This is a genomic window from Microbacterium sp. NPDC090225, assembly GCF_044772365.1.
Taxonomy (GTDB): domain Bacteria; phylum Actinomycetota; class Actinomycetes; order Actinomycetales; family Microbacteriaceae; genus Microbacterium.
In genome coordinates this window covers 655,508-680,180 of the sequence record NZ_JBIVYS010000001.1, presented here as the reverse complement: position 1 = coordinate 680,180, position 24,673 = coordinate 655,508, and the positions used below count along the sequence as shown (strand labels likewise).

The 24,673-nt window shown below is 68.8% G+C and carries 25 protein-coding genes; 17 read left to right on the top strand and 8 right to left on the bottom strand.

Going from position 1 to position 24,673, the window contains the following annotated elements:
• The first annotated feature begins 19 nt into the window (after positions 1-19).
• From leuC to ACIQTT_RS03360, 6 genes are all read left to right on the top strand, one after another.
• Positions 20-1,459, top strand: a complete 1,440-nt coding sequence (gene leuC / locus ACIQTT_RS03385; RefSeq protein WP_402785987.1) for a 3-isopropylmalate dehydratase large subunit — start codon at positions 20-22, stop codon at positions 1,457-1,459.
• Positions 1,460-1,461: 2 nt separating this feature from the next.
• Entirely contained in the window at positions 1,462-2,058 is a 597-nt protein-coding gene (leuD, locus tag ACIQTT_RS03380; RefSeq protein ID WP_402785984.1) for a 3-isopropylmalate dehydratase small subunit, read from the top strand.
• Between the two features lie 65 nt (positions 2,059-2,123).
• On the top strand, positions 2,124-3,491 hold the full coding sequence (gene murA, locus ACIQTT_RS03375; protein ID WP_402785981.1) for a UDP-N-acetylglucosamine 1-carboxyvinyltransferase: 1,368 nt from the start codon (positions 2,124-2,126) through the stop codon (positions 3,489-3,491).
• A gap of 5 nt (positions 3,492-3,496) precedes the next feature.
• Positions 3,497-4,252 (top strand): lysophospholipid acyltransferase family protein, encoded by a 756-nt coding sequence (locus ACIQTT_RS03370; protein WP_402785978.1) that lies wholly within the window; start codon positions 3,497-3,499, stop codon positions 4,250-4,252.
• Positions 4,242-5,375 (top strand): NAD(P)H-dependent glycerol-3-phosphate dehydrogenase, encoded by a 1,134-nt coding sequence (locus ACIQTT_RS03365; protein ID WP_402785976.1) that lies wholly within the window; start codon positions 4,242-4,244, stop codon positions 5,373-5,375. Before ACIQTT_RS03370 ends, ACIQTT_RS03365 begins: the two co-directional genes overlap by 11 nt.
• Positions 5,281-6,363 carry a D-alanine--D-alanine ligase family protein gene (locus ACIQTT_RS03360; RefSeq protein WP_402785973.1) on the top strand — a complete coding sequence of 361 codons (1,083 nt, stop codon included), beginning with the start codon at positions 5,281-5,283 and terminating at the stop codon, positions 6,361-6,363. Before ACIQTT_RS03365 ends, ACIQTT_RS03360 begins: the two co-directional genes overlap by 95 nt.
• 19 nt (positions 6,364-6,382) lie before the next feature.
• On the opposite strand, the gene ACIQTT_RS03355 is transcribed toward ACIQTT_RS03360, so the two are convergent.
• Both ACIQTT_RS03355 and ACIQTT_RS03350 read right to left on the bottom strand, forming a co-directional pair.
• Entirely contained in the window at positions 6,383-7,051 is a 669-nt protein-coding gene (locus ACIQTT_RS03355; protein WP_402785970.1) for a hypothetical protein, read from the bottom strand.
• Between the two features lie 23 nt (positions 7,052-7,074).
• Complete coding sequence (locus ACIQTT_RS03350; RefSeq protein WP_247956066.1) at positions 7,075-7,560, bottom strand: DUF3515 family protein; 486 nt, start codon at positions 7,558-7,560, stop codon at positions 7,075-7,077.
• A 23-nt stretch (positions 7,561-7,583) separates the two neighbouring features.
• On the opposite strand from ACIQTT_RS03350, the gene thiL reads away from it, so the two are divergent.
• Entirely contained in the window at positions 7,584-8,579 is a 996-nt protein-coding gene (gene thiL / locus ACIQTT_RS03345; protein ID WP_402785966.1) for a thiamine-phosphate kinase, read from the top strand.
• Here thiL and rsmD read toward each other — a convergent pair.
• On the bottom strand, positions 8,549-9,154 hold the full coding sequence (gene rsmD / locus ACIQTT_RS03340; protein WP_402785963.1) for a 16S rRNA (guanine(966)-N(2))-methyltransferase RsmD: 606 nt from the start codon (positions 9,152-9,154) through the stop codon (positions 8,549-8,551). The genes thiL and rsmD overlap by 31 nt on opposite strands.
• A 61-nt stretch (positions 9,155-9,215) precedes the next feature.
• Here rsmD and ACIQTT_RS03335 point away from each other — a divergent pair, with 61 nt between their 5' ends.
• The 6 genes from ACIQTT_RS03335 to mutM all read left to right on the top strand — a co-directional run bounded on the left by ACIQTT_RS03335 (position 9,216) and on the right by mutM (position 14,328).
• On the top strand, positions 9,216-11,390 hold the full coding sequence (locus ACIQTT_RS03335; protein WP_402785960.1) for an ATP-dependent DNA helicase RecG: 2,175 nt from the start codon (positions 9,216-9,218) through the stop codon (positions 11,388-11,390).
• Positions 11,391-11,444: 54 nt separating this feature from the next.
• The gene (gene coaD, locus ACIQTT_RS03330; RefSeq protein ID WP_402785957.1) at positions 11,445-11,942 is read left to right on the top strand and encodes a pantetheine-phosphate adenylyltransferase; all 498 of its coding nucleotides are present in this window, start codon (positions 11,445-11,447) and stop codon (positions 11,940-11,942) included.
• Between the two features lie 63 nt (positions 11,943-12,005).
• On the top strand, positions 12,006-12,554 hold the full coding sequence (locus tag ACIQTT_RS03325; RefSeq protein WP_402791091.1) for a YceD family protein: 549 nt from the start codon (positions 12,006-12,008) through the stop codon (positions 12,552-12,554).
• Between the two features lie 2 nt (positions 12,555-12,556).
• Complete coding sequence (rpmF, locus tag ACIQTT_RS03320; protein ID WP_243225340.1) at positions 12,557-12,766, top strand: 50S ribosomal protein L32; 210 nt, start codon at positions 12,557-12,559, stop codon at positions 12,764-12,766.
• Positions 12,767-12,779: 13 nt separating this feature from the next.
• Positions 12,780-13,472: a ribonuclease III gene (gene rnc, locus ACIQTT_RS03315; RefSeq protein WP_402785952.1), complete on the top strand. Its 693-nt coding sequence runs from the start codon at positions 12,780-12,782 to the stop codon at positions 13,470-13,472.
• A complete protein-coding gene (gene mutM / locus ACIQTT_RS03310; protein WP_402785950.1) occupies positions 13,465-14,328 on the top strand; it encodes a bifunctional DNA-formamidopyrimidine glycosylase/DNA-(apurinic or apyrimidinic site) lyase in 864 nt (287 codons plus the stop codon). Before rnc ends, mutM begins: the two co-directional genes overlap by 8 nt.
• 9 nt (positions 14,329-14,337) lie before the next feature.
• On the opposite strand, the gene ACIQTT_RS03305 is transcribed toward mutM, so the two are convergent.
• Genes ACIQTT_RS03305 through ACIQTT_RS03295 form a run of 3 tightly spaced genes read right to left on the bottom strand, consistent with a single transcriptional unit; the run spans position 14,338 to position 16,785 of the window.
• The gene (locus ACIQTT_RS03305) at positions 14,338-15,411 is read right to left on the bottom strand and encodes a GNAT family N-acetyltransferase (RefSeq protein WP_402785947.1); all 1,074 of its coding nucleotides are present in this window, start codon (positions 15,409-15,411) and stop codon (positions 14,338-14,340) included.
• Positions 15,408-16,496 carry a GNAT family N-acetyltransferase gene (locus tag ACIQTT_RS03300; RefSeq protein ID WP_402785944.1) on the bottom strand — a complete coding sequence of 363 codons (1,089 nt, stop codon included), beginning with the start codon at positions 16,494-16,496 and terminating at the stop codon, positions 15,408-15,410. The genes ACIQTT_RS03305 and ACIQTT_RS03300 overlap by 4 nt, the downstream gene beginning before the upstream one ends.
• Before the next feature lie 13 nt (positions 16,497-16,509).
• Positions 16,510-16,785, bottom strand: coding sequence for a hypothetical protein (locus tag ACIQTT_RS03295; RefSeq protein WP_402785941.1), 276 nt, complete (start codon positions 16,783-16,785; stop codon positions 16,510-16,512).
• A 510-nt stretch (positions 16,786-17,295) separates the two neighbouring features.
• On the opposite strand from ACIQTT_RS03295, the gene smc reads away from it, so the two are divergent.
• The 3 genes from smc (at position 17,296) to ACIQTT_RS03280 (ending at position 22,327) form a co-directional block, all read left to right on the top strand.
• Positions 17,296-20,841, top strand: coding sequence for a chromosome segregation protein SMC (smc, locus tag ACIQTT_RS03290; RefSeq protein WP_402785938.1), 3,546 nt, complete (start codon positions 17,296-17,298; stop codon positions 20,839-20,841).
• A gap of 68 nt (positions 20,842-20,909) precedes the next feature.
• Positions 20,910-21,782 (top strand): signal recognition particle-docking protein FtsY, encoded by an 873-nt coding sequence (ftsY, locus tag ACIQTT_RS03285; protein WP_402785935.1) that lies wholly within the window; start codon positions 20,910-20,912, stop codon positions 21,780-21,782.
• A 44-nt stretch (positions 21,783-21,826) separates the two neighbouring features.
• Entirely contained in the window at positions 21,827-22,327 is a 501-nt protein-coding gene (locus tag ACIQTT_RS03280) for a DUF2004 domain-containing protein (protein WP_402785932.1), read from the top strand.
• 12 nt (positions 22,328-22,339) lie between these two features.
• Here the strand turns inward: ACIQTT_RS03280 and lipA are convergent, their stop codons facing one another.
• Positions 22,340-23,329, bottom strand: coding sequence for a lipoyl synthase (lipA, locus tag ACIQTT_RS03275; RefSeq protein WP_247622612.1), 990 nt, complete (start codon positions 23,327-23,329; stop codon positions 22,340-22,342).
• Positions 23,326-23,964: a lipoyl(octanoyl) transferase LipB gene (lipB, locus tag ACIQTT_RS03270; protein WP_402791088.1), complete on the bottom strand. Its 639-nt coding sequence runs from the start codon at positions 23,962-23,964 to the stop codon at positions 23,326-23,328. The genes lipA and lipB overlap by 4 nt, the downstream gene beginning before the upstream one ends.
• Before the next feature lie 95 nt (positions 23,965-24,059).
• Between lipB and ACIQTT_RS03265 the strand changes: the two genes are divergently transcribed.
• Positions 24,060-24,647, top strand: coding sequence for a TetR/AcrR family transcriptional regulator (locus tag ACIQTT_RS03265; RefSeq protein WP_402785928.1), 588 nt, complete (start codon positions 24,060-24,062; stop codon positions 24,645-24,647).
• The last annotated feature ends 26 nt before the right edge of the window (positions 24,648-24,673 follow it).

Genomic DNA, 24,673 nt, shown 5'->3' with positions numbered 1-24,673 from the left:
CAGCTTCAGGAGAAGAGCCATGAACACCCCCGCAGTCGACGTCGATTCCTCACGCCCGAGAACCCTGGCCGAGAAGGTCTGGGACGACCATCTGGTCGTCAAGGGCGAGAATGGCGAGCCGGATCTCATCTACATCGACCTGCACCTCGTGCACGAGGTGACCAGTCCTCAGGCCTTCGATGGGCTGCGTTCGGAAGGGCGTCCGCTGCGTCGCCTCGACCTCACGATCGCCACGGAGGACCACAACACCCCGACCTGGGAGATCGACAAGCCGATCGCCGACCTGACGAGTCGCACGCAGATCGAGACCCTGCGTCGTAACGCCGCCGAGTTCGGGGTGCGCCTGCACTCGCTGGGTGACGCCGAGCAGGGCATCGTCCATGTGGTCGGCCCGCAGCTCGGACTCACCATGCCCGGCATCACGGTCGTCTGCGGTGACTCGCACACCTCGACCCACGGAGCTTTCGGGGCGATGGCCTTCGGTATCGGCACGAGCGAGGTCGAGCATGTCATGGCGACCCAGACGCTGCCCCTCAAGCCGTTCAAGACGATGGCGATCAACGTCGAGGGCACGCTGCGCCCGGGCGTCACCGCGAAGGACATCATCCTCGCCGTGATCGCGAAGATCGGCACCGGCGGCGGCCAGGGCTACGTGCTCGAGTACCGCGGCAGCGCGATCCGCGCCCTCTCGATGGAAGGGCGCATGACGATCTGCAACATGTCGATCGAGGCCGGTGCCCGTGCCGGCATGGTCGCGCCCGACCAGACGACCTTCGACTACCTCGAGGGGCGCCCGCACGCTCCGAAGGGCCAGGACTGGGAGGACGCCGTCGCCTACTGGCGCACGCTGCCCTCCGACGACGGCGCGACCTTCGACGCCGAGGTGTTCATCGACGCCGATGACCTCGAGCCCTTCGTCACGTGGGGCACCAACCCCGGACAGGGCAGCTCGCTCTCGGCTACGGTGCCGGATCCCGCAGCGATCACCGACCCGAACGAGCGCGCCGCCGCGGAGCGGGCGCTCGAGTACATGGACCTCACGCCCGGAACGCCTCTCAAGGAGGTGCCGGTGGATGCCGTCTTCATGGGGTCGTGCACGAACAGTCGCATCGAGGACCTGCGCGCTTTCGCCTCCATCATCGAGGGCAAGAAGAAGGCCGACGGGGTGCGCGTCATGGTGGTCCCGGGCTCCGCGCGTGTGCGCCTCGAGGCCGAAGCCGAGGGCCTCGACCGGATCATCAAGGACTTCGGTGCCGAGTGGCGTTTCGCCGGGTGCTCGATGTGCCTGGGAATGAACCCCGACCAGCTGGCACCGGGGGAGCGCTGCGCGTCGACCTCGAACCGCAACTTCGAGGGTCGCCAGGGCAAGGGCGGGCGCACGCACCTCGTGTCGCCCCTCGTGGCGGCGGCCACGGCCATCCGCGGAACCCTGTCGAGCCCGAGCGATCTGGAGGTCTGATCATGGAGAAGTTCACCACCCACACCGGCATCGCCGCTCCGCTGAAGCGGTCGAACGTCGACACCGACCAGATCATCCCCGCCGTGTTCCTCAAGCGGGTGACGAAGACCGGCTTCGAGGACGCGCTGTTCCACGGATGGCGGCAGGATCCCGCGTTCGTCCTGAACCAGGCGCCGTACCAGGGCGCTTCCGTGCTTCTGGCCGGCCCTGACTTCGGCACCGGCTCCAGCCGAGAGCACGCGGTGTGGGCGCTGCGCGACTTCGGCTTCAAGGTCGTGCTCAGCCCGCGCTTCGCCGACATCTTCCGAGGCAATTCGGGCAAGCAAGGCCTGCTCGCGGCGACGATCTCGGAAGAGGATCTCGAGCGTTTCTGGGCCGAGATCGAGCGGAATCCCGGGGTGCAGATGACCGTCGACCTCGAGGCGCGCACCGCCTCCATCGGTGACATCCAGGCCGAGATCGATATCGACGATTACACTAGATGGCGGCTCCTCGAAGGGCTCGATGACATCGGGCTCACGCTGCGCAACGAAGACAAGATCGCGCAGTTCGAGGCCCGTCGCGAGTCGTGGCGGCCCCGGACCCTTCCCGTTCAGTAACGCGGTGGGGGCGGGTGGCTGAGGGGCACCCGCCCCGAACACAGTGAACTGAAGTGAGGCTCCGAATGACGACACCCGTGCGCGACGCTCTTCCGGACGGAGTCCCCGCACTCACCGGAGACGTCCTCGCGATTCGAGGCGGACGCCCCCTGCGCGGCCGCGTCGACGTCAAGGGGGCGAAGAACCTCGCCACAAAGGCGATGGTCGCCTCCCTCCTCGGTGAGACGGTCAGCACCCTCCGCGATGTGCCGGCGATCAGCGACGTCGCCGTCGTCCGCTCCCTCCTCGAGGTGCACGGTGTGCGCGTGTCCGAGGGCGACGAGCCCGGCTCGCTCGTCTTCGACCCGAGCGACGTCGAGTCGGCCCACTTCGAGGAGATCGACGCTCACGCCGGTGCATCGCGCATCCCGATCCTCTTCTGCGGTCCGCTCCTGCACCGTCTCGGCCAGGCGTTCATCCCCGACCTCGGCGGCTGCCGCATCGGCGACCGCCCCATCGACTTCCACCTCGACGCGCTCCGCAAGTTCGGTGCCGTGGTGGAGAAGCTCCCCAGCGGCATCCGCCTGTCGACCCCCAACGGTCGCCTGCACGGCGCGAACATCCACCTCCCGTACCCCAGCGTCGGCGCGACCGAGCAGGTCCTCCTGACGGCTGTGCGCGCCGAGGGCGTGACGGAGTTGCGCAACGCGGCCATCGAGCCCGAGATCATGGATCTCATCGCGGTCCTGCAGAAGATGGGCGCGATCATCTCGTACGAGCCCAACCGGGTCATCGTGATCGAGGGCGTCGAGAAGCTCCGCGGCTACGATCACCGGTCGATCTTCGACCGCAACGAGGCGGCTTCGTGGGCCTCCGCCGCTCTGGCGACCGACGGCGAGATCTTCGTCGGCGGTGCGAAGCAGCAGGAGATGCTGACCTTCCTCAACGTCTTCCGCAAGGCGGGCGGATGGTTCGACATCCAGGAGGACGGTATCCTCTTCCGCCGTGAAGGCGAGCTGCGCCCCGTCGTCGTCGAGACCGACGTCCACCCCGGCTTCATGACCGACTGGCAGCAGCCGCTCGTGGTCGCCCTCACGCAGGCGAACGGCCGTTCGGTCGTGCACGAGACCGTGTACGAGAACCGGATGGGCTTCACCGATGCGCTCGTGAAGATGGGCGCCGACATCGTCGTCCACCCGCGCGGGCTGCAGGCCGGTCCGCGCCGCGTTCCGCGCCGCGACCTGGAGCAGGCTGCCGTCATCACGGGGCCGACCCCTCTGCACGGCGCCGACATCGTCGTGCCCGACCTCCGGGGCGGATACAGTCACGTGATCGCGGCGCTCACCGCTTCCGGCGAGTCCAAGGTCTCGGGCGTCGACATCCTCAGCCGCGGCTACGAGAAGTTCCTCGCGAAGCTCGACGCGCTCGGCGCCGACTTCGACGTCCTCCGGTGACGCCGATGCCCAACAGGTCGCCGGAGACGACGCGGCCGAGCATCTTCTGGCCGGTCGCAGCGATCGTCCTCCCGCTCGTCTCGCTGATCGCGAAGATCCGGGTGCGGAATCCGGAGAAGCTTCCGCGCGATGGGGCGTTCGTGCTCGCGCCGAACCACTACTCGGAGTTCGATCCGCTGATCGTGGCGGTCGCCGTGTGGCGGATCGGCCGCGCGCCGAGGTTCATGGCGAAGGAGAGCCTGTTCCGCGTGCCGGTGCTCGGCTGGATCCTGCGCAAGACGGGGATGATCCCGGTCGCGCGAGCGTCGTCGGCCACCGCGGCCAAGCAGACGATGCTGCAGTCGAAGGAGATCGTCGAGCACGGTCGCGGAGTCATCGTCTACCCCGAGGGCACGCTCACGCGTGACCCGGACCTCTGGCCCATGCGCGGCAAGTCCGGCGCGGTCCGTCTGGCGCTGACCGACGGCATCCCGCTGATCCCGATGGCCCAGTGGGGCACTCAGGAGATCATGGGGCGCTACCAGAAGGGCCTGAGCCTCTGGCCGCTCCGCAAGCCCGTGCACGTGATCGTCGGCGATCCCGTCGACGTCTCCGACCTCCGGGGTCGCGGCGGGGACCAGGCCGCGCTGAACGAGGCCACGACGCGGTTGATGAACGCGATCACCGTCCTGCTGGAGGAACTGCGCGACGAGAAGGCCCCTGCCGAGCGGTGGAACCCGTCGACGCACGGTCAGAAGGAGACGGGTCGCCTTGACTCCTAAGCGAACGACGCACCAGGGTCCGCGCGTCGCGGTGATCGGCGCCGGCAGCTGGGGGACGACCTTCGGCAAGATCCTCGCCGACGGTGGCGCACATGTCACCATGTGGGCACGCCGCGCGGAGCTGGCGCAGGAGATCAACGAGGCCAAACGCAACTCGCGATACCTTCCCGGCATCAACCTTCCGCGGTCGATGGCGGCGACGCATGAGCTCGCGACGGCCCTCGAGGGCGTCGACCAGGTCTACCTCTCGGTGCCGAGCCAGTCGCTGCGCGAGAACCTGAAGGCGCTGCGACCGTTGCTCGCCGGTTCCGACGCCAAGATCGTCAGCCTCATGAAGGGGGTCGAGCGGGGCACCGGGCTGCGGATGAGCCAGGTGATCCAGCAGGAGCTGCGCTGCGATCCCGACCGGGTCGCGGTGGCGTCGGGCCCGAATCTCGCGCTCGAGATCGCTCGGGAACAGCCGACCGCGGCCGTGATCTCGTCGCGCAGCCAGGAGACGGCCGAGACCGTCGCCCGCGCCGCCCGCAACGACTACTTCCGCACCTTCGTGAACACCGATGTGATCGGTACGGAGTTCGGCGGAGTGCTCAAGAACCTCATCGCCGTCGCGATCGGAATCGTCGACGGCGTCGGCTACGGCGAGAACACGAAGGCGTCGATCATCACCCGCGGGCTGGTCGAGATGACCGACTTCGCGGTCGCCAACGGTGCCCACCCGGAGACTCTCCAGGGATTGGCCGGGCTGGGCGATCTGATCGCGACCTGCCAGTCGCCGCTGAGCCGCAACAACACGGCCGGGCGCCTGCTCGGCCAAGGGTACAGCTTCCAGGACGTCGTCAAGCAGATGCAGCAGACCGCCGAGGGACTCGCGTCCGTCGCGCCGATCCTGCAGCTGGCACGCGAGTCCGAGGTGCACATGCCCATCGTCGAACAGGTGAAGATGGTGCTCGACGGCAAGATGAGCCCGCGCGACATCGCACCCCACCTGACGACGGACGACGACACCCCGCAGGGGGAGAGGACCAACCATGGACAAGCAGACGGTGGTGGTGCTGTTCGGAGGGCGCTCCAGCGAGCATTCGATCAGTTCCGCAACGGCGGGAGGGGTGCTGGGCGCGATTGATCGCGATCGCTACGACGTGATCCCGGTCGGGATCACCCGTGAGGGTGCCTTCGTGCTCGAAGAGGACGACCCGGCGAAGTTCCCGCTCGATGCCGCGCATCTGCCCGAGGTCGTCGACAACGGTAGCCGAGTGCTATGGCCCGAGCCCGGGGGAGATCGCACGCTGCGGGTCGTCCAGGTCGATGGGACCGTCGAGGGATTCGGCGAGATCGACGTGGTGCTCCCGATCCTGCACGGCCCCCACGGAGAGGACGGCACGATCCAGGGGTACTTCGACACCCTCGAGGTGCCGTACGCCGGTGGCGGCGTGCTCGACTCCGCGCTGTGCATGGACAAGCACTTCATGAAGATCGCCCTGCAGGCCGCCGGCATCGTCGTGGCGCCCTGGGTGACGGTCCGGCGCCGGGCGTGGGAGCAGGATGCCGCCCAGGTGCGCGCCCAGGCCGCCGAACTGGGCCTTCCGCTGTTCGTCAAGCCCGCACGCGCAGGCTCCAGCGTCGGTGTGTCGAAGGTCGAGGCGCCGGATGAACTCGACGAGGCCCTGGCGATCGCATTCGCCGAAGACGACAAGGTGCTGATCGAGACCGGCGTCAGCGGACGCGAGATCGAGGTGGCCGTGCTCGAGGGGGCCGAGGGCGTGCGCGCATCTCTCCCCGGTGAGATCGTGCTGACCTCGCGCGGGTTCTACGACTTCGAGGGCAAGTACCTCGGGGGAGACGGCGTCGATGTCGTGTGTCCGGCCGTGCTCACGGATGCCGAGGTCGCGGCGATCCAGAGCGCCGGTGTGCGCGCGTTCGAGGCTGTCGATGGCCGCGGACTCGCTCGCGTCGACATGTTCCTCACTCCGGAGGGCGAGCTCGTCGTCAACGAGCTCAACACGATGCCCGGGTTCACCCCGATCTCGATGTTCCCGAAGTGCTGGGTGGCGTCCGGGCTCAGCTACGGCGACCTGATCTCGGAGCTCATCGAAGCCGGTCTGCGCCGCTGATCGGCGACGGCCGGATGCCTCAGCCCGCCGTCGGAGGCTGCGGCTGACCGGGACCGGGGTTCTGCGGCTGGTTCGTGGACTGCGGCGGGTACGGCTGTTTCGGATACGTCTGCTGAGGATACGCCTCCTGGGGCGCGTACGCGGGCGCGGGATGTCCGGCCCCGTATGCGCCGATCGGCGCCACGGGGGTACCAGCGGAGCGGTGGACGATCGTGGCCGCGAGAGCGGCGATCCAGCCCCAGACGAGTGCCCAGGTGACGCCGGCCGTGCTGATCGTGAAGAACTGCACCTGGTAGATCTCCATCTGCGTGGGATCGATCTGCAGGAAGGCGAGGGTCAGTGGTGCGCGCACGACGCCGGCGACTGCGGAGGCGATGATCACGGCACCCCAGGTGCCGAAGAAGACGGCCGCCCCGCGCCCGGGGAGAGCGCCGCGGACGATCAGTCGCACGAACAACCAGGTCAGACCGCTCAGCACGACGAGCGCCAGGAGCATGCCCAGGACCGGCAGCGGAGAGCCTCCGCGGCCGAAGCCCCACCCGAGCGGATCGGGCAGGATCCAGGCCCGCGGGACGTTCGGCACGCCGCCGAGCACGAAGAGGTAGCCGGCGAGGGAGCTGAGGAGAGCGCCGACGCCGACCAGGACGGCGGCGATGACGGGAGTTCGATTCGCGGGCTGAGGGTTCATGCCGCGAGTCTAGGAGACCGCGCTCAGCCGGCGGGGGACTCCACGCGGTCGGTGCATTTCGCGGTCGCCCGCTCGAGCCCGGGCTGGATGCTGGCGGAGAGCTTCTCGACGACCGTGCGGAAGTCGATCTCGGCGCCGCGTCGGATGATGACCTCGACGGCGGGGTCGCGCCCGTAGGTGACCAGGCGTTGACGCTCCTCCTCCTGGTCGAGCACGAGCCAGTCCACGCTGCCGATAGTGGTGCAGACGAGATCCGACGGCGCGGGCGGGGCGACGCCGCAGCGGAGCACGATCGTCGGATCACCCCATGCTCCGGTGGCCTGGGCATCCGTCCACACCCGGTCGAAGCCGGCGACGTTCTCGGGCAGCAGCACCGATACGTTCGCACAGGCCGGGTTGTTCGCGTCATCCGCGGGCTCGAGGTGGATCGTCGTGGAGCATCCGGCGAGGGCGATCGCAACGGCTCCGGCGACCGCGACGGCAGCAGCGAGGCGACGGAAGAGGGGCATGCTTCCAGGCTACCTTTGAGTTCATGCCCTCCCGACCCGAGAACCACGACCCCCTGCTCGGCGAGCTCTCGGAGGGAAGCATCCTGCGCGCGATCCTGTCGCGCACGCCGCCCGGGTCGCATACGATCCTCGGTCCCGGAGATGACGCCGCGGTGATCTCCGCCCCATCGGGTTCGGTGGTCGCGACGACCGACACCCTCGTGCACGGTCCCGACTTCCGTCTCGCCTGGACCTCCGGCTACGACCTCGGGTGGAAGGCCGCCGCGGTCAACCTCGCCGATGTCGCCGCGATGGGGGCTCGTCCGACGGCACTGCTGGTCGCCCTCGCCGTCCCTCGCGATCTGCGGCTGTCGTTCGTCGAGCGGCTGGCCGACGGCTTCCGCGACGCGTGCGAGGCGCTCGCGCCGGGGTGCGCGGTGGTCGGCGGCGATCTGACGGTCTCGGATGTGCTGACCGTCGCGGTCACCGCCCTCGGCGACCTCGAGGGACGCTCGGCCATCACCCGCTCGGGCGCGCGGCCCGGGGAATCCGTCGCGATCGCCGGTGAGCTGGGCCTCGCGGCCCACGGGCTGGCGGTGCTGTTCGGTCGTTTCCGTTCGGGTGAGAAGCCCGTGCCCGTCGATTCGTCGAAGCTCGGTGACGGGGAGGCATCCGCGGTCGCCGCTCAACTGCGACCGTCCCCGCCGATCGGCCTCGGTCCGATGGCCGCCGTGGCGGGCGCGACCGCAATGATGGACGTGTCCGACGGGCTCGCACTCGACGCGGGGCGCCTGGCGGATGCCTCCGGGGTCACCCTCGCACTCGACGGGCGCGCACTCGGCTCGGATGCGCGTCGCGCCCTGGCGGGAGGCGAGGACCACGCACTGCTGGCGACGTTCCCCGAGGGGATGCTCGCTCCGGGCTTCCGTGTGATCGGACGCGTGGTCGAGCGAGCCGGTGACGGGGTGCTGTGCGACGGAGAGCCGGTCGACATCAGCGGCTGGGACCCCTATCGCGACTGGGATTCGGCCGCCGGCTGAGCGTCGACCACGCTCTCGCGCGGCTGCGCCCACCACACGGTGGTGTCGCCGTAGGTCTTCTCTCGCACGAGTTCCAGCCCCGCGGCGTCGAGATCCGGGGGCGTCGAGCGGCGCGCTCGCTCGACGACGACGAGAGCGTCGGGGGAGAGCAAGGGGGAGAGCGCGATGAGATCCGCGGTCATCGCCTCGTCGTCGAGGTCGTAGGGCGGGTCGGTGAAGACCAAGTCGAACGGCCCCTGCGAACGCACGAGGAACGGGTGCACGGCGCTCTCGTGCACGCGGGCCGCGGCGACTCCGCCGGCACGCGCGACGGCAGCGGAGTTCTTGCGAACGATCGCCGCGGCGGCGCGGCCCCGTTCGACCAGATCGGCGCTGCGAGCGCCGCGGCTCAGCGACTCCAGGCCCAGTGCGCCCGAGCCGGCGTAGAGGTCGAGCACCCGGGCGCCGTCGATCGCACCGAAGGATTCGAGCGCACCGAAGAGCGACTCGCGCACGCGGTCACTCGTGGGGCGGGTGCCCGCGTCCGGCACCTCCAGGCGCGTTCCTCCGGCAGTGCCGGCGATGATCCTCGTCACCCGTTCACGATACGACAGGCCGGGCGACGCGGGTGTCGGTGGCGTTCCCTAGACTCGATGCATGTCGCTCACCCTGGATTCGTCGCTCGACGACGCGTTGGGGACGACGACCGCGAAGACGCTCGATCGCGCGTTCTCGATGCGCACGGTGGGCGACCTGCTCTCGCACTATCCGCGCCGCTATGCGGATCCGGGTGAGCTGACTCCGATCCGCGAGTTGCCCCTCGGGGAGACGGTGACGATCGTGGCCGAGGTGCTCTCCTCGAGTTTCCGTCGCATGCGAAACCGGAACGGGGCGATGGTGGACGTCGTCATCGGCGACGGTATCGGGCGGATGTCGCTGATGTTCTTCGCGAAGAACATCGGGCAGGCCGAGTGGCGTTCGAAAGACCTCGCGGTGGGCCGGCGGGGCGTCTTCTCGGGCAAGGTCGGCGAGTTCAACGGAGTGACTCAGTTCGCGCACCCCGAGTACGAACTCTTCGATGACGAGGACTCCGCGCGACGGAGTGCAGACGCCCGGGCCGCGGTGCCGATCCCCATCTACCCGGCCACGTCCACCGTCCAGACCTGGCAGATCGCGCGGTTCGTCGGTCGGGTGATCGATGCGCTCGTCGACGTGCGCGATCCCCTCCCGGAGGCGGTTCGCGTGCGCGAGGAGCTCCTCACCGCTCGCGAAGCCATCGAACTCGTCCATCGACCCCGCACGAAGAACGACATCGATCCGGCGGTACGCACGCTGCGCATGCACGAGGCGTTGACGTTGCAGACGGCCCTGCTCCAGCAACGCGATGCGGTGCGCGCGCTCTCCGCGACCCCGCGGGCCGCGTCACCGGGAGGGCTGCTCGAGCGCTTCGACGCCGCACTGCCCTACACGCTCACCCCCGACCAGCAGACGGTGGGCGCTCAGGTCGCCGACGATCTGGTCGGCGAGTGGCCGATGAACCGGCTGGTGCAGGGCGAGGTCGGTTCGGGCAAGACCCTCGTCGCCTTGAGAGCGATGCTCCAGGTCGCCGAGAGCGGTGGACAGGCCGCGCTCATCGCCCCCACCGAGGTCCTCGCGGGGCAGCATCTGCGCTCGATCACCAAGATGCTGGGTCGCGATCTGGCTCCGCAGGTCATGCCCACCCTCCTGACCGGCCAGATGCCGGCCGCCGAGCGGCGCAAGGCCGCTCTGAGGGTCGCCTCGGGCCAGGCCTTGATCGTGGTCGGCACCCATGCACTCCTGGGAGAGAAGACCACGTTCGCCGACCTCGGTCTCGTGGTCGTCGACGAACAGCATCGTTTCGGTGTCGAGCAGCGCGAAGCGTTGCGGGCGAAGGGATCGAGCCCGCACGCGCTCGTACTCACCGCGACCCCGATCCCGCGCACGGTGGCCATGACGGTGTTCGGCGACCTCGATACCTCAGTGATTCGGACGATGCCGGCGGGCCGTGCGGGCATCGAGTCGTTCGTAGCTCCGCTCGCCGAGCATCCCGGGTGGTTCAACCGGGTGTGGGAGCGTGCGGCGGAGGAGATCGCCCAGGGGCGTCAGGTGTTCACGGTGTGCGCGGCCATCGACACGACCAAGAAGGCGGGCGAGGCCGGGGAGCAACCGGCGCTCGCGCCGGAAGGCACCAACGGCCCGCGCTGGGGTGTCGTGCAGCTCGATGAGGCGCTCGCGACTCATCCCACGCTCGGCGGGTTACGACGCGCTGTCCTGCACGGACGGATGCCGTCCGACGAGAAAGATGCCGTGATGCAGGCGTTCGCGCGCGGCGAGATCGATCTTCTGCTCGCGACGACCGTGATCGAGGTCGGTGTCGACGTCCCGAACGCGTCGACCATGATCGTGCTCGATGCCGATCGCTTCGGCGTTTCCCAACTGCATCAGTTGCGCGGGCGTGTCGGGCGTGGCGGCGTTCCGGGGCTCTGCCTTCTGGTGACCGAGGCCGAGTCGGGTTCCGTCGCCCGGGAGCGCGTCGATGCCGTCGCTGCGACGCTCGACGGCTTCGCGCTGGCCGAGGTCGACCTCGAGCTGCGTGGCGAAGGTGATGTGCTCGGCGCCGCCCAGGCCGGAGTGCGCTCCTCGCTCAAGCTCCTGCGCGTCGTGAAGGACGCAGGCCTCATCGTTCGGGCGCGCGAGTTGGGTGAGGAGATCCTCGCTTCGGATCCCGACCTCGCACGGCACGAGGGCCTGCGCGATGCGATCGCGCGTCGCGTGAGCGACGAAGACAGAGCGGCGCTCGCGAAGAACTGAGGTCGTGGCCGCCTCACGGAGAGCGCACCGAAGAGGTGCCCTAGGCTGGTGGGCATGAGCAGCAGGATCGCCGTCGTCCCCGGTTCCTTCGATCCGCCTACGCTCGGACACCTCGACGTGATCCGGCGGGCCGCGACCCTGTTCGACGAGCTCCACGTGCTCGTCGTTCACAACCCCGGCAAGGAGGCGATGCTCCCGATCGCTCAGCGGATGTCACTGCTGGAGCGGTCGATCGCCGACGACGGGATGCCCGGCAACATCATCATCGGCTCGTGGAGCATGGGTCTTCTCGTCGATTACGCGCGTGACGTGAACGCCGGGGTCCTCGTCAAGGGCATCCGCTCGCAGATCGACGTCGCCTACGAGTCGCCGATGGCGATCGTAAACCGTCACCTCGCCGACATCGAGACCGTGTTCCTCCTGCCCGATCCCGCGAACGCGCTCGTATCGAGTTCGCTCGTGCGTCAGGTGGCCTCCCTCGGGGGTGACATCTCGCCGTTCGTTCCGCCGGCCGTCGCAGAGTTTCTCGACACGGGAGCCCGCGGGATCTGAGACGGAGCGTTCGTCCAGCCCCGGCGCGGCGAGGGCCGGTAGCATTGTCGAGTGCGATCCCGACTGAACGGCCCCTTCGTCCTGCCCGTCCGCGACATCGTCCGGCGGCCGGGGGAGATGCGCGAGCATGCCTTCACGGTGACGCTTCCCGAGCAGTGGGGCGAGGGGATCGTCTCGTTCGAGAAGGGCTCGAACCTCGATCTCGACGTGCGCCTCGAGTCCGTGCACGAGGGGATTCTCGTCTCCGGTGCGGCCGATGCCGAGTACGTCGGCGTGTGCGGTCGATGCCTGATCGACATCGCTCGGCCCGTCGAAGTCGAGTTCCAGGAGCTTTTCGCGTATCCTGGTGAGGAAGAAACTGACTTTGAGGTTCAAGACGACCACGTGGATCTTGAAACTCTCGTCAGGGATGCGACCGTTTTGGCGCTTCCATTTCAGCCGGTGTGTCAGCCGGATTGCCTGGGTCTCGACCCGGAAACGGGCGAAAGGCTGACCGCGAGCACCGGGACGGAGCAGGCCGCTCCCATCGATCCTCGATGGAGTGCGCTCCAGCAGATCACAGACCAAGACGGAACGGCACAGAGCCGCGCCGCCGAGAAAGAAGAGAGCTAGTCATGGCTGGTAACCCCCCGAAGCGCAAGGTTTCCCGTTCGAATACCCGCTCGCGCCGCGCGCAGTGGAAGGCGGCGCCCGTCGCCCTCGTTAAGACGGTCGAGAACGGCAAGGTCGTCTACAGCCGTCCGCACCAGGCGAAGGTCGTCACCGACTCGCAGGGCACCGAGCTGTTCCTCGAGTACAAGGGCCGCAAGGTCGCTGACGTCTGAGTCGCGAGTCATCGTGACGGAGGTCCCTGAGGGGAAGCGACCTCTCCCAGTCAAGCTCCGCGTCGATATCGACGCGGAGCTTCTGGAGTTGGCGCTCACTCATCGGTCCTACGCCTACGAGCACGGCGGCATCCCGCACAACGAGCGTCTCGAGTTCCTCGGGGACTCGGTGCTGGGACAGGCGGTGACCGTGATGCTGTTCACCACGCACCCCGAACTCGATGAGGGTCAGCTGGCGAAGCGCCGGGCGAGCGTCGTATCGACGGTGGCTCTGGCCGAGGTGGCGCGAGGCATCGGCCTCGGCAGCCACCTGCTGCTCGGGCGTGGCGAAGAGCAGACCGGTGGGCGCGACAAGGACTCGATCCTCGCCGACACCATGGAAGCCGTCATCGGCGCGACCTACCTCTCGGCGGGTCCGGATGCGGCGACCGAGCTCGTTCTGCGTCTCACTCGACCGCTGCTCGACGACCCCGAGCGTTACGGCGCGGCGATGGACCCGAAGACGAGCCTGCAAGAGCTGGCTGCGCGTATCGGCGCGACTCCGCCCGTCTACGGCGTGGTCGCCAGCGGGCCGGATCACGACCGCCGCTTCACGGCGACGGTCGTCGTCGGTGACGTGCGCATGAACGGCTTGGGCAGCAGCAAGAAGACGGCCGAGATGGCCGCGGCCCTCAGCGCTTGGCGCTTCCTCAGCGAACGTGCCTGAGCTTCCCGAGGTCGAGGTCGTCCGAGCGGGGCTCGCTCCCGCCATGACCGGCGCGACGATCACGGGTGTCAGCGTGTTCGACGAGCGCGCACTCACCCGGCATCCCGCCGGCGCTGCGGACTTCGTTCGTCGCCTCGAGGGACGCCGTGTCGTCACGGCCTCGCGGCGTGGCAAGTTCCTCTGGCTGCCGCTCGAGTCCGACGATTCCGCCCTGATCGCGCATCTCGGGATGAGCGGCCAGATGCTGCTGCGGGCACCGGATGCCTCGGCCGAGCGCCATGAGCGCATCCGTCTGCACATCGAGCATCCCACGCACGGCGAGCTGGCCGTCGTGTTCGCCGACCAGCGCACCTTCGGATCGCTCGCCGTCGACGCTCTCGTCGCAGACGGCCCGAGCGCCGTACCGTCGCAGGTGCTGCACATCGCCCGCGACCCGATCGATCCGTTCTTCGACGATGTGATCTTCCGCGCGTCCCTGGCCAGACGCGGCAGCGCGATCAAGCGGGTGCTCCTCGACCAGACGGTCGTGAGCGGCATCGGCAACATCTATGCCGACGAGGCGCTGTGGGCCGCTCGCATCCACCCCGAGACCCCGGCCGCCCGGCTGTCGACGCAGGCCGTGCGCCGGCTTCTCGGCGAGGTCCGCTCCGTGCTCGCCAAGGCCCTCGCCGAGGGCGGGACGAGTTTCGATGCGCAGTACGTCAACGTCAACGGTCAGGCGGGCTACTTCGCCCATTCGTTGAACGCCTACGGGCGCGGCGGCAAGCCCTGCCCGCGCTGCGGGAAGCCCATCGTGCGGGAGAGCTTCATGAATCGCTCCTCCCATTATTGCCCGCGCTGCCAGCGCCGCCGCTGACGCGACCGCTCAGAGCTTCTTCTGCCACGCCCCGGCATACGACACGGGCACGAACCCGATCGCCTCATTGATGTCGAGCATCGGCCGGTTCTCCTCGGCGTTGAAGGTCGAGACCCGCGTCGAGTCGGGCGCGAGCTCGCGCCACCGCAGCAGGTTGGCGCATTTGACGATGGTGCCGAGCCGATGCCCGCGGTGCTCGCGAGCGACGAGCGTGCCGAACTGATGCGTGACGCCCGCGCGGTCCTCGCCGATGAGCAGCTCGTTGTAGGCGACGATCGCGCCGGTCGGCACATGTTGCACCGCGGCGACGGAGACCATCTGGCCGGCGCTCGTGAGGCGTGCATCCCGACGCACGACGCGTGCGGCATCCCACTCCTCCGGGTCGAACTCCATGTCGCCACTGGGCGCATCGGTCACCAGTCGAGCCAGCACATCGGCGTAGCCCTCGCGCAGCTCCGGCGGGGTCGGCAGATTCCACTCGATGCGGCGGTAGTCGGCACCGGCCCGGCTCTCCGCCTGCGCCAGCGCGTCGCGCAGCGGCCTCATGTCGGCGGTGAGATCGAGTTCGCTGTTTCGCTCGACCTGCTCGAGTCGGTAGCTACGCGCCTCGAGAAGGTCGGTCAACGCGATCGCGGGCACTCGTCCCCACCCGGTCTCCGGGACCAACATCCGATCGCTCTCGGCCGGTCGGTGCAGGCTCCAGATCTGGAGCACGTCGCGTCCGCGTGCGCGCGCCTCGTCCTCGGCACGATCGAGCAGTGCCGTCTCGACCCCCTCGGCCCAGTACTCCTCCGGGACGAGCAGGTCGAGCTCTGCCGCCCGCGCCCCGGGCTCCTGGGCGTAGTCGACGGTGACGGCGCCGACGATGCGTTCGCCCCGTCGGGCGAGGAACCCGGTGTGCAGCGTGTCGGTCGTGTCCTGCCACGCCGGCAGCATCTGCGCGGCGGTCGGCGCGAGATCGGGCAGGCCGACCATCTCGTCGCACACCCGGTGTCCGAGCTCGCCATAGGCGAGGAACCCCGCGGCGTCGGGATCGTCGAGCGCCGGGGGAACGGCGAGGGGAACGATCGTCGTCGTGGTCATGTCAGTTCTTTCTTCCAAGCGCCCTCGTAGGCGCACGCGGTGAAGCCGATCGCTTCGTTGATGGCGAGCATCGGACGATTCTCTTCGGCGTTGTAGGTGATCACCCGGCGGGATGTCGGCGCGATGGCGCTCCAGCTCTGCAGCGCCGCGCATTTCACGCGCAGCCCGAGCCGATGTCCGCGGTGCTCCCGCAGCACCAGCGTGTCGTGCTGGATCGTCGTGGTCGAGCCGTTCGTGCCGGTGCCGAGTTCGGTGAACGCGGCGAGTTCGCCGGTGAGGATGTGCTGGGCAGCGGTCACCTGGAGTGTGTGGCCCGCCTCGGCCTGGCGTTGCTCCATACGTCGCACACGTGCCGCGTCCCAGGTCTCCTCGTCGGCCTCGAGGTCGGCCGACGGGGCGTCCGTCGACATCCGCGACTTCAACGAGGCGTATCCATCGATGTGTTCGGCCGGTGTCGGCAGCGTCCAGCGCACGATCCGGTAGGCGCTCGAGGCGGCTTCCGCCTCGGCGAGGAGTTCGGCGTTTCGCGCTCGGGCGTCATCCTCGAGCCAGAGCAGGCTGATCCGGTACACCTGCTCGAGCGTGAAGCCGCTGCGCGTGAGAAAGCGGGCGACGTGGTCGTGCGGGACGCTGCCGTACCCGGTGGGTGATTCGAGCCGTGCGCCGTCGGCAGCGGGCTGCTCCGTCCAGTTCTGGATGACGCTGCGACCGTGTGCTCGAGCCACTTCCTCGACGTGCGGAAGGATCGCTCGCCCGATACCGCGTCCCCAGGCGAAGGGCCGGAGTTCGATCGTCGCGATGGCCACGCGGGAACCCGCTTCCTGCGGGAGATCGACGACCACACGGCCGATCATCTCGTCGGCGAGTCGGACCGCCCATACGAGCGTCGTCTGCTCCTCGCGCGATCGCAATCGGGGGAGGAGCTCGGCCGGCGACAGATCCTGTTCGTCGCGTCCGGTGAGCTCTCGGTAGACGAGGTTGCGGACGCGGGCGAGCTCACGGAACTCGCCCGCGTCCGCTGCATCCGCTCGGGCCGGGACCACGAGCGGATGCAGGGTCGCGCCTGCGCTGAGGGGGATACTCATTCGATTCTCCGTCTCAGTGCATCTGGCGCTGGAGGTGGTACGCGAGGATCGTCGCGCTCTCCTGGGGGCTGCGATGCTGTTCGTGGAGGAACAGCGGTGCGGCCGGAGCGAACTCGCGCTTCGGTCGGCGGGGGCGTTGCGTCCGACGGAGCAGCCAGAGGCCGATCCGCAGTGACAGGCGATCGCCGAGCGACAGGGCGCGCAGTTCTTCGGGTTCGGGGATGTGCAGGACCGTGCGGTCCTGAGTATCCGGTGGGTGGGTGATGTTGCGGGACAGCGTGATGTTCACGGTGGTTTCCTTCGAAAGGGGTGTGCAGAAACGCGGAGACGCGGCGTCGACGGCCGGACGGCCGGATGGACGGATGCGCAGAGGGCGCGGAGAGCGGATGCCGAGAGGCGTGAGCCGCGGATCGATGACGATCGGCGGCGGTGGCGCACAGGGCGATCGACGCGGACGGGTCCCCGAGGGGATCAGTCGAGGGCGGGTGCTGTTCTAGGAGACAGCGTTGCCGTCGACGCCGAGGTCGGTTACCGAGTACGCAAGGCGCGGCGCAGTGGAAGCGTGCGCGACCAGACCGTTGGTCTGTGCGGAGAGCTGAATGTTCATCATCGGTAACCTCCCTTCTTGAGGTGTCGGTGGCCCAAGCTAGCGAACGTTCGGGTGCCGAGTCAAGCATTTTCCCAGTTTCACGGCGTGTCGCGCGTGTCGGTCTCCGGTGCTTCCCGCGCGGTCTCCCGGCCGAATCCCGCGTTTCCGGTAACGTATGGGCGTGATTCTCCCCGAACGATCGGTGCCCCGATGCATCTGAAGAGCCTGACCCTCAAGGGCTTCAAGTCGTTCGCGCAACCGACGAGCTTCGTCTTCGAACCCGGTGTGACGTGCATCGTGGGACCGAACGGCTCCGGTAAGTCGAACGTCGTCGACGCTCTCGCCTGGGTGATGGGGGAGCAGGGGGCGAAGACCCTCCGCGGCGGCAAGATGGAGGACGTCATCTTCGCGGGCACGTCGACGCGCGGCCCGCTGGGTCGTGCCGAGGTTCAGCTGACGATCGACAACAGCGACGGTGCGCTTCCGATCGAGTACGCCGAGGTGACGATCAGCCGAACGCTCTTCCGCAACGGATCGAGCGAGTACGCCATCAACGGCGACAGCTGCCGGCTCCTCGATCTGCAGGAGCTGCTCAGCGATTCCGGCCTCGGTCGTGAGATGCACGTGATCGTCGGGCAAGGACGTCTCGATACCGTTCTGCAGGCGTCGCCCGAAGATCGGCGCGGCTTCATCGAAGAAGCCGCCGGCATCCTCAAGCACCGTCGACGCAAGGAGAAGACGGTCCGCAAGCTCGACGCGATGGAGACGAACCTGACGCGTCTGAGCGATCTCGCGGGGGAGATCCGTCGCCAGCTCAAGCCGCTCGGTCGTCAGGCCGAGATCGCCCGAGAGGCGCAGTCGATCGCTGCCGTCGTGCGCGATGCGAAAGCACGAATCTTCGCCGACGACGTCGTGGCCCTTCGCACGGCGCTGGCCGATCACACGCGCACGGAGAACGAACGGCACACCGAGCGCCTCGTGCTCTCGGACCAGGCCGAGACCGTGCGGGCGAGCATCCACCGGCTCGAACAGGATCAGAACTCCGTCGCCGTCGATCAGGCGCGCAGCGTCGCGTTCGGGCTGGAGCAGGTGCAGGAGCGCATGCGCGGTCTCTACACGCTCGCCAACCAGCGGCTCGCCCTCCTCGGCACCGAGGACGACGATGCTGCGGTCACCGCGGTCACCGTGACGCAGGCGACGATCGACGAGGCCAAGGACGACATCACCGAGATCTCGGCGGGTCTCGGTGACGCCCAGGACGCGGCCGTCGCGGCCAGCCGAGAGGTCCTGAACGCCCGCGCCGAGCTCGACACGCTCGACGTCGACATCGCGGAGCAGAGCGCTCTGGTGTCGGAGTACGACATGCGCCTCTCCGAGCTGCGCGGCACCGCGGATGCGGCCGCCTCCGCGCTTGCGGCCGTGCGCGGCGCGGTGCTGCGTCAAGAGAACGCGCTCGAGGCCGCGAACGAGCGGCGTCGGGAGGCATCGGAGGCGCTCGAGGCGGTCGAGGATGCCGAGGCCCCTGAGGGTTCTGCGGCCGAGTACTCCGCGGTGTACGAGAGTGCGCAGCGCGCGGCGACGGCCGCCGAGGCAGAGCGCGAGACCCTGCGTGAGCGGCTGCACGCTGCCGAGCGCGAAGTCGACTCGCTGACGGCCAAGGCGGCGGCCCTCGGGAGCGCGCTAGCGCTGTCGGGAGGTTCCGCCGAGATCGTCAAGGCGGGTGGCCCGGGTATCAGAGGCCTCGTCGGCGATGCGGTGCAGGTTCGATCTGGCTTCGAGGCCGCCGTCGCTGCCGTGCTCGGCCCCCTCGCCGAGGGCGTGCTCGTCGACACGGCCGACGACGCGTTCGCGCTGGCTGCCGAAACTGCCGATCAGCGGAGGGGAGTGGTCGATTTCGTCGCTGCCGAGACCTCGCGTCGGTCGGTCGAACTCCCGCAGTTGTCGGGAGTGACCCCGGCCGTCTCGGCCGTCGATGCGCCGGCGGGAGTGCTCGGCATCCTTGCCCACGTCCTCATCGCCGACGATCTCGATGCTGCTCGCGCGGCGCGCACCGCGCTGGATGCGCTCGACGACGACTCGACGACGATCGTCACCGTCGGCGGAGACGTCGTCACCGCGCACAGCCTGCGCACCGGGTCGGGAGGCGAACGCTCGCGCCTCGAGCTCGCGGCCGAGCGCGACGCCGCCACCGAGCGGCTCGCCGAAGTGCAGGTGATCGTGGACTCGCTCCGCGAGGCGAGGGAAGACGCGAATGAGGCCGTCGAGACGACGCGGCGCCAGTCGAAGGACGCCCTGCGCGCCCTGCGCGAGCTGGACGCGGCCCTCGCCACACACGCCGAACAGGTGAACCGCATCACGGTGCGGCACGAGGCCGCGGTCGCCGAGTGCGAGCGTCTCGAGACCGGTCTCGCCCAGGCGCAGTCGGCGGTGGCGGATGCCGAGGCGAAGGCGGAGGCAGCGAAGGCCGCGCTCGATGGTGCGGTTTCCGCTCCGCGCCCCGTGCTCGACGCCTCGGCGCGAGACGGACTGCTGGAGGCTCTGGAGGCCGCGCGCGAGGGCGAGGTGCGGGCGCGCCTCGAGATCGAGACGCTCCGCGAACGCGTGCGTGCGGCGCAGTCGCGGGTGACCGCCCTGGAGCGCCAGCGCGAGCAGGAGCGGGATGCCGCCGCCGAAGCTGCCCGCCGTGCCGTGATCCGCCGCGCGCAGCGCGAGGCGGCCGCCGGTGTTGCCGAGGAGCTCCCGCGCGTCCTCGACTCGCTCGACCGTTCGGTCACCGAGGCGCGCGTGGCGCTGGCCGAGGCCGAGACGGCACGAGCCGCTCAGAATCAGGAGCTCACCGGGCTACGGGCGCAGGAGTCCTCGCTTCGCGAACGGCTGGCCGGCCTCACCGAGAGCGTGCACGGCCTTGAACTGCAGATCCACGAGAAGAAGCTCCACCTGACCGGGGTGCTCGAACGTGTCGCGTCCGAGCTGGCACTCGACGAAGACATCCTCGTCGCCGAATATGGCCCCGATCAGCCCGTCCCGCGAGACGTCGCCGAGGTCTCGGACGACCACGAGATCGACGTCGATCTGACCATCCCGTTCGACCGCCGCATCCAGCAGCGACGCCTGGCCGACGCCGAGCGCAAGCTCGCACAGCTCGGCCGCGTGAACCCTCTCGCGCTCGAGGAGTTCGCCGCGCTGGAACAGCGTCATGCCTTCCTCACCGAACAGCTCGCGGATCTCACGCAGACGCGTCAGGATCTGATGACGATCATCGCCGACCTCGACGAGCGCATGCAGACCATCTTCGCGAGTGCGTTCGCAGACACCCAGGAGGCGTTCGGCGAGGTCTTCCCCCTGCTGTTCCCCGGCGGCACGGGGAGCATCTCGCTCACCGATCCCGAGAACATGCTGACGACCGGAATCGAGGTCGCCGTCCGCCCCGTCGGCAAGAAGATCGAGCGGCTCTCCCTGTTGTCCGGTGGAGAGCGTTCGCTCGCTGCCGTCGCTCTGCTGGTGGCGATCTTCAAGGCCCGCCCCAGCCCGTTCTACATCCTCGACGAGGTCGAGGCGGCGCTCGACGACGCGAACCTCGGTCGGCTCCTCACGGTGTTCGAGCAACTGCGCGAGACGTCGCAGTTGCTCGTGATCACACACCAGAAGCGCACGATGGAGATCGCGGACGCGCTCTACGGCGTGTCGATGCGTCAGGACGGCGTCTCCGCCGTCGTCGGGCAGCGCGTGGGCGACCGCGCGGCTGCCGCGAGCTGACGCCGTGGGCGAATCGCCGTGCGACGGGGGCGGACTCCGCGATGCCTCCCGCCCCGTAGGCTGGGGGGATGGCGGAGAAGTCCTGGTCCCTCGGTCGCGCACTGCGCGGCATGTTCGTCAAGCCCACGATCGATGAGACGACCTGGGAAGACCTCGAGACGGCGTTGATCACGGCGGACTTCGGTCCGGACATCAGCGAGCGCATCGTCGATGAGCTCCGGGCGAAGGTCGAGCGGTTCCGCACGACCGACCCGAAGGATCTCCAGCGGATGCTGCGCGAGACGCTCGAGGAGCACTTCGCGAAGTTCGACACGACCCTCAAGCTCACCGAGCGCCCCGCCGTGGTGCTCGTGGTGGGCGTGAACGGCGTCGGGAAGACGACCACGATCGGGAAGTTCACGAAGTTCTTGCGCGGATTCCAGCGCAGTGTCGTCGTGGGTGCCGCCGACACGTTCCGCGCGGCTGCCGTCGACCAGCTCGCGACGTGGGCCCAGCGCGGTGGCGCCGCGATCGTGCGGCCGCAGCAGGAGGGCCAGGACCCCGCATCGGTGGCGTTCCAGACCGTCGAGTACGCGCAGCGCGAGGGGATCGAGATCGCGATCATCGACACGGCCGGCCGACTGCACACCAAGGGCGGTCTGATGGACGAGCTCGGCAAGATCCGGCGTGTGGTCGAGAAGCAGGCACCGATCAGCGAGGTGCTGCTGGTGCTCGACGCGACGACCGGTCAGAACGGTGTGATGCAGGCGGAGTCCTTCCTGCAGCACGCGGGCGTCACCGGACTCGTCCTTACGAAGCTCGACGGCTCGGCCAAGGGCGGTTTCGTCCTCGCGGTGCAGGAGCGCACCGGCATCCCCGTCAAGCTCCTCGGCCAGGGCGAGGGCATCGACGATCTCACCGGATTCACCCCGCACGTGTTCGTGCAATCACTTGTCGGATGACGACGGGACTACCGTCACGAGCATGAGGCTGGTTTCATAGCGGTATGGCGATCGAACACGACTACTTCGGGCTCCTCTCCTCAGGGCCGGACGGATCGATCTTCTGGTCGGAGACGGTCGAACTCGGCGACCAGAGCGTCACCGTCGACCTGACCGCGCCCGATCAGGACGACGTGTCCTCCGAGGCGCTCGACATCGCCGCCTCATTGATCGCGGGGCTCGAGAACGTCGACGACACGGCACGTCGAGGAATGCTGTCGGAGGTCGACGACCGCACGAGCGAGGTGACCGAGTACATCCTGCAGCAGCAGGAGGCCTACGGCGATGACCTCCCGGATGTCCTCGTCGACGTCTCGGGCGACGCCGCCGTCGACATCATCCGTTCGCTCCGGCTCATGAGCATGACGATCCTCGCCGACGAGCACGGCGGGTCGGAGCCGTTCGCGGTACTGGAGTACGCGCTCGACGCGGGAACCACCGACGACGTTCTGCTGGTGAACCTGGGGTCCGACGGCAGCGTCCAGTCGGTGATGAGCGCCGACTGACGTCGTCTCTGCTCAGACGGCCTGGGCGAACCCGAGATCCGCGCTGTCGGCGATGTGGGCGAGGTGCGCGGGGATCTCGCGTCCCTTCGACACCATCGACTGCGCCCACAGGCGGCCGGCGCGGTACGACGATCGCACGAGAGGCCCGGCCAGGACGCCGAGGAATCCGATGCGCTCGGCTTCGTCCTTGAACTCGACGAACTCCGCAGGCTTCACCCAGCGCGCCACCGGCAGATGACGCGGCGAGGGGCGCAGGTACTGCGTGATGGTGATGATGTCGCACCCGGCGTCGTGCAGATCCTGCAGCGCCTGGACGACCTCCTCCGGCTCCTCGCCCATGCCCAGGATGAGGTTGGACTTGGTGATGAGACCGGCGTCGCGCGCCTGCGTGATCACGTCGAGCGACCTTTCATAGCGGAACGCCGGACGGATGCGCTTGAAGATGCGTGGGACGGTCTCGACGTTGTGTGCGAATACCTCGGGGCGGGCGTCGAAGATCTGGCCGAGGAATGCCGGGTCGGCGTTGTGCTCGTTGGCCAGCAGCTCGACGCCGGTGTTCGGGTTGAGCTCGTGGATCTTCCGGACGGTCTCGGCATTGAGCCAGGCTCCCGTGTCCGGGAGGTCGTCGCGCGCGACGCTGGTGACCGTCGCGTAGCGGAGGTTCATCCGCACGACGCTCTCGGCGACCCGACGCGGCTCGTCGGTGTCGTAATCGGCGGGCTTACCGGTGTCGATCTGGCAGAAATCACAGCGGCGCGTGCACTGCGAGCCCCCGATGAGGAACGTGGCCTCGCGGTCCTCCCAGCACTCGAAGATGTTGGGGCAGCCCGCCTCCTGGCAGACCGTGTGCAGGTCCTCGCTCTTCACCAGCGATTGCAGGGCGGTGTACTCCGGCCCCATCTTCGCCTTCGTGCGGATCCACTCGGGCTTGCGTTCGATCGGCGTCTCGGCGTTGCGGACTTCGAGGCGGAGGAGCTTGCGGCCCTCGGGGACGGCGGTCATGCGGCGACTCCTGAGTATTCGGTGGCGAAGGTGCGGATCACGGAGGCGACGATATCGGCGGGGGAGACGTCGGTCCCCACGATCTCGCTGATGGTGGTGACACCGGCGTCGGTGATGCCGCACGGGATGATGTCGCGGAAGCCGGCGAGGGAGTTGTCGCAGTTGAGTGCGAATCCGTGCATCGTCACTCCCTGCTGCACCCGGACGCCGATCGCGGCGACCTTGTCCTCCGACAGGGGGCGTCGTACCCAGACGCCGCTCCGGCCCTCGACCTGATAGCCGTCGATGCCGAGCGGCCGAAGGACATCGATGAGCAGGCGCTCCAGGCGCCGTACGTGGGCGACGACGTCGAGCGGTTCCTCGAGCCGGACGATGGGGTATCCGACGAGTTGTCCCGGTCCGTGCCAGGTGATCTTGCCGCCGCGGTCGACGTCGATCACGGGTGTCCCATCGACGGGGCGTTCGTGGGGCTCGGTGCGCTTGCCGGCGGTGTAAACCGCCTCGTGCTCGAGCAGGATGAGCGTGTCGGGGCGGGTTCCGTCGACGACATCGGTATGGATCCGCCGCTGAAGATCCCACCCCTGAGCGTAGGGAACCAGGTCCGGCGCGAGTCCGGCCGTCACGATGTCGAGCATCCGATCTCCCGTCGAGGACATTGTTGGAACCCGTCCAACAATACGCCCTCGTGTGCGTGCGGCGACGAATCCACGCGGCGCGGTACCGTGAAGGCATGAAGTCGACAGGTCGTGCCGGGCGCCCGAAGGCGTCATCCCGGGAGACTCTCGCGGAGGCCGCCTGCGAACTCTTCCTCGAGCAGGGGTACGACTCGACCTCCATCGCAGAGATCACCCAGCGTGCGGGGGTGAGCAGGTCGAGCTTCTTCAACTACTTCGCGTCGAAGAGCGATGTGCTCTGGTCGGGATTCGACGCTCGCATCGACGAGGCATCCGACGCGCTCGATGCGCTCGATCGGGACGCCAGCGATGCGGACGTGCGCGCGATCCTGCTTGCGGCGGTGCGCGAGTTCGCCCCCGACCCACTGGCTCTGGCGCTGCGGAACGTCGCGGCCATGGGCCTCGAAGACGAACTGCCGCGCGATGCGGGTGTGCGGCAGGCGCGGTTGGCCGCGGCGATCGCGCAGGCCGCCCGCACCGCGGGGATCGATGAGATCCGCGCCGACATCCTCGGTGCGGCCCACGCCGCCGCAGTCCTCTCGTCGCTGCGCGTCTGGGCGGAGCACGGAGCGGGCCGTGGCGCACCCGAGAACGTCCTCCGCGATGCGCTCGACCTCATCGGTGACCTCCGCTGGGCGCGCTGATCCGAAAGACCGGATCGATCAGGCGA